The 6,309-nt window shown below is 71.9% G+C and carries 4 protein-coding genes and 2 pseudogenes; 5 read left to right on the forward strand and 1 reads right to left on the reverse strand.

What is annotated here, in order from left to right; translation table 11 throughout:
* Positions 1–291, reverse strand: a pseudogene (locus ACFW2E_RS21600) (beta-glucanase); the annotation flags it as partial.
* A gap of 198 nt (positions 292–489) precedes the next feature.
* On the opposite strand from ACFW2E_RS21600, the gene ACFW2E_RS21605 reads away from it, so the two are divergent.
* The 5 genes and pseudogenes from ACFW2E_RS21605 (at position 490) to ACFW2E_RS21625 (ending at position 6,216) form a co-directional block, all read left to right on the forward strand.
* Positions 490–2,061: a M1 family metallopeptidase gene (locus tag ACFW2E_RS21605; RefSeq protein WP_384468690.1), complete on the forward strand. Its 1,572-nt coding sequence runs from the start codon at positions 490–492 to the stop codon at positions 2,059–2,061.
* Between the two features lie 279 nt (positions 2,062–2,340).
* Positions 2,341–4,254 (forward strand): annotated as a pseudogene (locus tag ACFW2E_RS21610) (N-acetylmuramoyl-L-alanine amidase).
* A 276-nt stretch (positions 4,255–4,530) separates the two neighbouring features.
* On the forward strand, positions 4,531–5,274 hold the full coding sequence (locus ACFW2E_RS21615; protein ID WP_384468691.1) for a methyltransferase domain-containing protein: 744 nt from the start codon (positions 4,531–4,533) through the stop codon (positions 5,272–5,274).
* A 126-nt stretch (positions 5,275–5,400) separates the two neighbouring features.
* Positions 5,401–5,847 (forward strand): SDR family oxidoreductase, encoded by a 447-nt coding sequence (locus ACFW2E_RS21620; RefSeq protein WP_384468692.1) that lies wholly within the window; start codon positions 5,401–5,403, stop codon positions 5,845–5,847.
* Positions 5,848–6,000: 153 nt separating this feature from the next.
* Complete coding sequence (locus tag ACFW2E_RS21625; protein ID WP_384468693.1) at positions 6,001–6,216, forward strand: hypothetical protein; 216 nt, start codon at positions 6,001–6,003, stop codon at positions 6,214–6,216.
* Positions 6,217–6,309 lie beyond the last annotated feature (93 nt).

The following is a 6,309-nucleotide window of genomic DNA, read 5'->3' on the forward strand; positions in this document are numbered from 1 at the left end:
TTTGTGTATAAGAGACAGCGTCTCCACGCTGCCCTCCGTCGTCAGCGGACCGGTGCTCCACCAGCCGTCCGCCCGGCGCGTGGCCCGGAAGAGCCCCGAGCGGCAGTGGTCGTCGTCCGCGAAGTGGTCCGGTTCGTCGTCGTCCGGATGGGCGGGACCGCCGTCGGGACACGCCCGCGGCCGTCCCGCGAACCACTGCCGGGTGGACGCGAAGGCCGCCGTGAACACCACGTCGGACGCGGGCGGCGTACGCGGCGCCGGGAGCGGACCGCTCGATGTCGGTTCGTGCACGCTCGATGTCTCTCCGGTCGGGGTGCGGCCATGCCCGCGCGCCCGCGCCACGCCGTGGGAACAACCCGTCCGAGTGAACGTCGTGAGGCCGCGTCAGTTCGAAGACGGTGATGGGTGCCGTTTCATCCGCTGGTCCATTGGAGCGTTCGACGTGAGCACATAAGCAGTCAATAAGAACTCTTGGTGCATAGTGCGGCCATGGAGATCACGACCGCCGGCGGCCGGGACGGTGAGCGCCCCCGCCGCGGCTCCCGCCGGAGCCCGCGCAGCCGCCGCGCGATCCTCGCCCTCACCCTCACCGGTGCCTGCGGCATCGCCGGCGCCGTCGCGCTCATCGGCACACTGCCGCACGAAGACCGCCGCTCCCCCGCCCCCGGTCCCTCCGCCGTCGCTCCGGGCGAGGCCCCCTCACCCGGCGCCCGGGGCATCGGCGACCCGCTCAAGCCACTGGACGGCAACGGCGGTTACACGGTCCGCCACTACACGCTCGACTTCGACTGGCGGGCACCGCAGACCCCCTTCCCGGCGAACGCCACCATCAACGCCACCGCCACCCAGGCCCTGTCCCGCTTCGACCTCGACTTCGCGGGCAACACGCTGCACTCGGTCACCGTCGACGGCGCCCCGGCGGCGGCCGTGCGCGACGGCGACGAACTCGTCGTCACTCCCGCCAGGCCGATCCCCCACGGCCGGGCGTTCACCGTGCGCGTCGCCTACACCGCCGACCCGACGCGGCAACGGCACCGCGACGACGCGATCCAGGACTACGGCTGGGTGCCCACCCCGGACGGCACCGTGCTGTACGCGCAGCCCGACGGTGCCAAGATGATCTTCCCGGCCGACGACCACCCGAGCCTGCGGGCCCGCGTCACCTTCCACGTCACCACGCCACCGGACCTCAGCGCGGTGGCCAACGGCCGGCTCGTCGAGCGCGTCCGGCAGCCCGACGGACGCGTCCGGTGGACGTACGACTCCGAGGAGGCGGTCGCCGCGCAACTGGTCCAGATGGCGATCGGCAAGTACACCTTCGTCGACAGCACCGGCCCGCGCGGACTGCCCGTGCGGGACGTGGTCCCCGGCGGCCTGGTGACCGACACCCAGGCGTACCGCTCCCTGACGTCCGATCACCTGGACTGGCTGGAGCAGCGGCTCGGGCCGTACCCGTTCCACCGCTACGGCGTGCTGGTGGGTGACACCGATCTGCCGGTGGCCCTGGAGACGCAGTCGCTGTCCGTCGTGCCGGAAGCCGACCTGCTGGGTGACCGGGTCGACGCCGAGCGGGACCTCGTCCACGAACTCACTCATCACTGGACGGGCGACAGCGTCGCCATCCGGCGGTGGTCCGACCTGTGGCTGAGCGAGGGTCACGCCCGTTTCTACGAACGCCTCTACTCGGCCGCGCACGGCGGAGCCGACCTCGAGGAGGCCATGCGGGCCGCCTACGCGCAGCACGACCAGTGGCGGCACGACGACGGAGCACCCGCCGAACCCACCGAGCCGACCCTGTTCCGGAGCATGCGGTACGACGGCTCGGCGCTCGTGCTCTACGCCCTGCGGGAGAAGGTCGGCGCGGAGACCTTCGAGAGGATCGAAAAGGCCTGGGTGACGAAGTACCGGGGCCGGGCCGCCGGGACCCGGGACTTCATCGCCCTCGCGTCCGAGGCCGCGGGCCGGAACCTGGCCGCGTTCCTGACCCCGTGGCTGTACGGGGCGCACACCCCGGCCATGCCGGGGCATCCGGACTGGCGGGTGGACCCCGTCCAGGACTGAGCGTCAGGCCGTCGGGGCCGGGGCGGACTTGGTGCCGCCGACCGGGTGGCCTCTGCCGGGTGGCTGGTCCAGGCCAGTGACGCTCGGCGCGACGGGGCATGCCGGGCACGGAATCGTACGAGGGGTGGCGTCAGGGGCAACTCCCTTGTCCTGGCCGCGTCCTGTTTGTGACGAGCCTGGTTGGAGACACCTGCAATGAAAAAACGCTTCGCCCACCGTGTCCCCAGTGCCGTTCGCAGGCACCGCCGGACGATCTTCGTGACGGCGTCGGCGGCACTCATGGCTCCGCTCGTGACCCCTCTGCTGACCGGCGCACCGGGCGGTGTGGCAGCCGATCAGCGCCTTGAGAACGACTTCACGACCGCCGCGGACGAGTACCACGTGCCGCGGAGCGTGCTCATGGGCGTGTCCTATATGCAGTCCCGGTGGGACTCCCACCGGGGTGCGCCGAGCGTCGGCGGCGGCTACGGACCGATGCACCTCGTTGACGCCCGGCTGGCCCAGAGCCCGTCCCCGGAGACAGCACAGAGCGGGAGTGTCCTCTCGCTTGCCGGACCGACCGCCTCGAACGCCCCGAAGACATCGGGCGGCCGCTCCGAACAGCCGTCCGGACTGCAGCGGGCCGCAAAGCTGACCGGGACCCCGGAGGCGCGGCTGCGGACGGACGCGGCCGCCAACGTGCGCGGCGGCGCGGCTCTCCTGGCGGACGCCCAGCGGCGGCTGGGCAAGCCGCTCAGCGACGACCCGGCCGACTGGTGGGACGCCGTGGCACGCTTCCCGGGGAGCGGCGACACCGCTTCGGCGGCGACCTTCGCCAACGACGTCTTCGGGGTGATCCACAACGGCGCGCACCGCACCACCGACGCCGGACAGTCCGTCACCCTCGCCGCCGATCCCGAAGTCCGTCCGCACGCCCTGAACCAGAACGGGGCGGGGCAGTCGAAGGAAGTCGAGTGCCCGCCGGAACTGCGCTGCTCCTGGCTCAGCGCGCCGTACACACAGATCGACGACGACGCCTACGGCAATCACGACCTGGGCGACCGGCCCACGGACCAGAAGATCGACTACATCGTCATCCACGACACCGAGGCGTCCCTGTGGTCCATGTTCCAGACCGTGCAGGACCCTACGGAGGCGTCCTGGCACTACTCGGTCCGCTCCAGCGACGGCCACATCACCCAGCACATCAAGACCAAGGACGCGGCCTGGCACTCGGGCAGCCAGTTCGTCAACGCCCGCTCGATCGGAATCGAGCATGAAGGTTTCCTCACACGCCCCGACGCCTGGTTCACGGAGCAGATGTACCAGTCCTCGGCCCGTCTGGTGCGCTACCTGGCCAAGAAGTACAGCATTCCACTGGACCGGCAGCACATCTTCGGCCACGACAACGTGCCGGGCCCGACCGGCGACAGCATCCCCGACATGCACGACGATCCGGGTCCCTTCTGGGACTGGCGGCACTACTTCGACCTCCTCGGCGCGCCCCTGCGTGCCACGGCCGGACCGGACAGCCCCATGGTGATGGTGCTGCCGGACTACCACACCTACAAGCCGCGGTTCACGGGGTGCACCGGGCACGACGTGCCGTGTGCGCCGCACGGCTCCAGCGCCGTCCGCCTGCACACCGAGCCCGCCGACAACGCCCCGCTGATCCAGGACCCGGGCCGGCACCCCGACGGTGAGGACTCCACGGAGGACGTCAACGACCTGGGCTCGCGGGTCTCCGCCGGTCAGACCTACGCGGTCGCCGAGCGCCGCGGCGACTGGACCGCGATCTGGTACCTGGGCGAGTAGGCCAGGTTCAAGAACACGAAGAAGCACCCGACGGCCGTCGGCGCGTCCGGCAGGATGGTGACCCCCAAGGACGGCCTGAGCGAGATCCCGGTGTACGGGCGGGCCCTGCCGGAGCAGGACGCCTATCCGGACGGGATCGAGGAGCCGACCGATTCGCCGCTGCCGTACACCCTCGCCGCGGGCCAGCGGTACGTGACGATGTCCCGCCTGACCGGTTCCTACGTCGACAGGTCGACCTTCGAGTATTCGCCGAGCCCCGTGGTGAAGGGCCGGGAGATGTACTACGAGATCCAGTTCGGCCACCGGCTCGCCTACGTCCGGGCCGACGACGTGGACGTGGTGGACACGCCCGGCCTGGCAGGCCCGCAGGGGGGCACGGCGGCCCGGCCCCGGAAGTGAGGGGCGGCGTGCTTGGAGCCGCCGCCATCGCCTGACGGCGGCTCAGGAATCGGTCGCGGAGCGTGAGCACCGGCCGGTTGGAGCACTCCTCGCAGAGGCCCTCGCCCTCCGGGCCGTACACGAACTCCGGCGACGGGCGGGCGACCGGCCGAAGGGCCGCCGGCGGTCGGGAGTGAGATCGGTGAGCTGCACGGTCCGCACCGTGGCACGCGGGTACGACATCGACTTCGCGCCGGGGAGAGGCCGCGCCGCGGTCCGTTTCGCATACTGAGCGGCATGGCCACCTATGACACGCTCGGCGCCACGTATGCCCGGACTCGCCGGCCCGACCCGAGGATCGCCGCCCAGATCCACACCGCGCTCGGGAACACGACGGACGTCGTCAACGTCGGAGCCGGCACCGGTTCGTACGAACCGCCGCGAACGGTCCTCGCGGTCGAACCCAGCCAGGTCATGATCGGGCAGCGTCCGCCGGAGTCCGCGCCCGCCGTGCGGGCGGTCGCGGAACAGCTCCCGCTGCACGACGACTCGGCCGACGCCGTCATGGCGCTGCTGACCATCCATCACTGGACCGATCCCGCCGCCGGCATCGCCGAGCTGCGCAGGGTCGCCCGCCGCCGCATCGTCGTGCTGACCTGGGATCAGGCCGTGTTCCGCGAGCGGTTCTGGCTCGTCCGGGATTACCTGCCCGAGGCGGCAGCGTTCGACGACGACCGTGCCGTGCCGATCGACCTGCTGGTCGACCTGCTCGGCGGGGCCCGTCAGGAGCCGGTCCCGGTCCCCCACGACTGCACGGACGGGTTCGGCGCCGCCTACTGGCGCCGCCCCCACGCCTACCTCGACCCGCAGGTGCGCGGAGGGATATCCATGTTCACCCAGGCCGGCGAGGACCGGATCGAGCCCGGCCTGCGCCGGCTGGCGGACGACCTGGCGGCCGGGCGCTGGCACACCCGTCACTCCGGCCTGCTCGCCCTCGACACCATCGACGTCGGCTACCGGCTTCTGGTGGCCGACCTCTGACGCCCCGTACACCCCGCACGGGCCGAGAGGCCCGTTGTCATGGGCTCGGCGGCATCGGCATGCTGGTGAACAACGCCGGTCGGCACGCGCAGGGTCGGCCCGGGCTGCTTGACGCGGCCACCGGGCTTGCGGGAAGTCCCGGTGGATGGCTTCCGGGCGGTGATCGAGACCAGCCTGACCGGCTACTTCCTGGTGGCGCGCGAGGTCACGCCGAGGATGCCGGCCGTCGGCGCCGGCCGTATCGTCAGCGTCCCGGTGAGCCGTTCGACGAGGCACCGTGCCGGGTTCGTCACCCACGGCCCGTCACGTGCGGGCGGCGAGGCGCTGTCCCGGATCATGGCCGCCTGCCTGCGGGGCACGGATGCCACCGTCAATGTGCCGCTGCCCGGGGGCGCGACCGTGACGGGGATGCTGCCCGCGGACGCGCCCGAGGGGCACCGGTTCCCGGAACCCTCGGTGCGGGGCCCGCGCAGTGTGTGGCCGGCGTCCGACGACGCGGACGGGGTCCGGGGCGAGCGGATCGTCACCACCGAGTTCGAGGGCCGGTTCCGGGAGCGGAAGGACGGGAGCTGAGCGCTCCGTCGTGGAGGCCGGCTTCGGCGGGTTCCTCCGTACGGGTTCCTCCTCGGGTCCGAGTGGGCCACGGCGCCGACGGTGAACCGTCCGTTCCGATCACGCTGGAACGGTGTCCGCAGGTCCGGCACCCCCGTGACGAAGGAGAAGAGGATGGCGATCGACACTCTCGAACGATTCCTGGCGGCCCTGAGCCCACACGACCGGGAGCACATCCAGCAGCAGTCGCGCGAGGAGCAGGAGCGGCTCGCCGACGCCTGGGAGAGAGAGCTCGCGGAGGACACGGACCTCGACACACTGAGCGAGCTGTCTCCGCCCGCCGCCGAGAGCGAGGCGGCCGCACGGGTCGTCAAGAAGCTCTTCGAGTAGGCGGCGTCCGTCGTTCCGACGGCCCGCGGCGTGCGTTCCGGCTGCGGGCCGCGGTGGCGCCGGGCGCCGGGCGAGCCGGACGGACTTCCGGCC

Source organism: Streptomyces sp. NPDC058964, assembly GCF_042741275.1.
Taxonomy (GTDB): Bacteria; Actinomycetota; Actinomycetes; order Streptomycetales; family Streptomycetaceae; genus Streptomyces.

What these genes read in the sequence shown, in the direction of transcription:
- ACFW2E_RS21605 (WP_384468690.1), top strand. Translation starts at nt 490, where the DNA reads ATGGAGATCACGACCGCCGGCGGCCGGGACGGTGAGCGCCCCCGCCGC.
- ACFW2E_RS21615 (WP_384468691.1), top strand. Translation starts at nt 4,531, where the DNA reads ATGGCCACCTATGACACGCTCGGCGCCACGTATGCCCGGACTCGCCGG.
- ACFW2E_RS21625 (WP_384468693.1), top strand. Translation starts at nt 6,001, where the DNA reads ATGGCGATCGACACTCTCGAACGATTCCTGGCGGCCCTGAGCCCACAC.